Here is a 2,163-nt window from a genome sequence, read left to right on the forward strand (position 1 = left end):
CCGCGCCGAGCCGGTAGCCGCCAGCCACCCCGGGCGTCGCGTGCACCGGGTAGCCGAGGGACCGCAGCCGCTCGACGTCGCGGCGGATCGTGCGGACGTCGACCTCGAGCCGCGACGCGAGGTCCGCGCCCGGCCAGTCGCGCCGCGCCTGCAGCAGCGAGAGCAGCCGGAGCAGGCGTTCCGAAGTGCCGTACATGACACGCAGTGTGCCAGACATCGAGGACAGTTCCGGTCCTCGATCCGCCGGATGGTGCAGCCCTGGGGTCAAACACTTGCCAGGCACCGCCTCCGCCGGAAAGAGTGGCGCATGCCGATCGACCCGCACGCCCTGCTCGCCGTCGCCCGCGAGGAAGCCGAGCTGGGCAAGGCCGAAGGCGGCGTGCCGATCGGGGCCGCGCTGTTCGACACCGCGGGCACCCTGCTGGGTCGCGGGCACAACCGGCGCGTGCAGGACGGCGACCCGTCGATGCACGCCGAGACAGCGGCGTTCCGCAACGCCGGCCGCCGCCCGCACTACCGCGACACGATCATGGTCACGACGCTTTCACCGTGCTGGTACTGCTCCGGGCTCGTCCGTCAGTTCGGGATCGGGCGCGTCGTCATCGGCGAGGCCACGACGTTCCACGGCGGGCACGACTGGCTCGCCGGGCTCGGCGTGGGGATCACCCTGCTCGACGATCCCGCCTGCACCGCGCTGATGACCGAGTTCATCGCCGCGCGCCCGGACCTGTGGTTCGAGGACATCGGGGTCGAGAAGTCCGAATAGGACAGTGTTGCTGCGAGGAGCCGGTATGCCGTCAACCGTTCCGCTCGTCGACCTTTCGCCGTGGTTCGGCGGGACGTCCGAAGGCCGCGCCGACGTGGCCGGCCAGATCGACCGCGCGCTGCGGGAGTCCGGGTTCCTGCTGGTCACCGGGCACGGCGTGCCCGACGACCTGCGCCGCCGGACGCGGGAGCTGGCGCGGGAGTTCTTCGCGCTGCCCGAGGACGTCAAGCAGCGGTACGCGGTCACGGTCGGCGGCCGCGGCTGGCTGCCGCCCGGGGTCGAGGCCAACGGCTACGCCGAGGGCACCGAGACCCCGCCGGATCTCAAGGAGTCCTACTCCGCCGGCGCGGACGAAGGCGTGGGCGTCGCCGACGTCGACGGGTTCTGGTTCCAGCCCAACGTCTGGCCGGGCGAGGTGGCGGGCTTCGCCGAAACGGCGACCGAGTACATGCGCCGGATGCGCGCGCTGTCGGACCACCTGCTGGAGATCTTCGCCGCGGCGCTCGGCCTGGCCGAAAGCCACTTCACGCGGCACACGGCGCACCCGACGTACACGTTCAACATCAACTGGTACCCGCCGATGACGCACGTCGGCGCGCCGGCGCCGGACCAGTTCCGGATCGGCCCGCACACCGACTTCGGCACGGTCACGGTCCTCGACCGCCAGGCCGGCATCGGCGGGCTGCAGGTCTGCACGGCCGACGGCGAATGGGAGGACGCGCCGTTCCACCCGGACGCGTTCACGGTGAACATCGGCGACCTGATGGCCCGCTGGACCGGCGACCGCTGGCGCTCGACCCGCCACCGCGTGCTCCCGCCCGCGGCGACGGCCCCGGACGAGGACCTGGTCTCGCTGATCTTCTTCTACGAGACCGACCACGACGCCCGGATCACGTCGCTGGGGCCGCCGCTGGGCAAGCGGACCTACCCCGAGGTGATCGCGGCGGAGTACCTGCGGGAGAAGCTGACCGCGATCACCGTCGGCTGAGCCGGCTCACGGCTCCGGCTCGGGCTCGGCGGACAGCGTCCGGTTCCGGCCCGCTGCCTTCGCGCGCAGCAACGCCGCTTCCGCCGCCAGGAGCGCGTCCGCCAGTTCGCCGTCGGCCGGGCAGGCCGCGACGCCGAGCGACGCCGTCACGCCGACGAACTGGGGGCCGTCGCCCGAGTCCTTCAGCGCCACCAGGGTCGAGGCGATGCGCAGGCGGATGCGTTCGGCGATGGCCATCGCGTCGAAGCGGCCGGTGCCGGCCAGCAGGACGGCGAACTCCTCGCCACCGGAGCGGCCGACGAGGTCGGCGGCGCGGACCTCGTCGCGCAGGGTGTCGGCGACCGCGCGCAGGACCGCGTCGCCGACCCGGGGGCCGTAGCGGTCGTTGAGCCGGCGGAAGTGGTCGAGG

4 protein-coding genes are annotated in these 2,163 nt (G+C 73.0%); 2 read left to right on the forward strand and 2 right to left on the reverse strand.

The features are described 5' to 3' along the window. On the reverse strand, window positions 1-196 hold a 196-nt coding region (locus tag G3I65_RS36895), incomplete at its 3' end, for a YafY family protein (protein ID WP_163046818.1). A 111-nt stretch (window positions 197-307) separates the two neighbouring features. Here G3I65_RS36895 and G3I65_RS36900 point away from each other — a divergent pair. Together G3I65_RS36900 and G3I65_RS36905 are read left to right on the forward strand one after the other, a co-directional pair. Next, window positions 308-766, forward strand: a complete 459-nt coding sequence (locus tag G3I65_RS36900) for a nucleoside deaminase (RefSeq protein ID WP_125310597.1) — start codon at window positions 308-310, stop codon at window positions 764-766. Between the two features lie 25 nt (window positions 767-791). Further along, window positions 792-1,754, forward strand: a complete 963-nt coding sequence (locus G3I65_RS36905) for an isopenicillin N synthase family oxygenase (RefSeq protein WP_160700199.1) — start codon at window positions 792-794, stop codon at window positions 1,752-1,754. A gap of 6 nt (window positions 1,755-1,760) precedes the next feature. Here G3I65_RS36905 and G3I65_RS36910 read toward each other — a convergent pair. Further along, window positions 1,761-2,163: GGDEF domain-containing protein (locus tag G3I65_RS36910; protein WP_160700200.1), on the reverse strand; the 403-nt coding region annotated here is incomplete at its 5' end.

This window comes from Amycolatopsis sp. SID8362 (assembly GCF_010550475.1).
GTDB lineage: Bacteria > Actinomycetota > Actinomycetes > Mycobacteriales > Pseudonocardiaceae > Amycolatopsis > Amycolatopsis eburnea.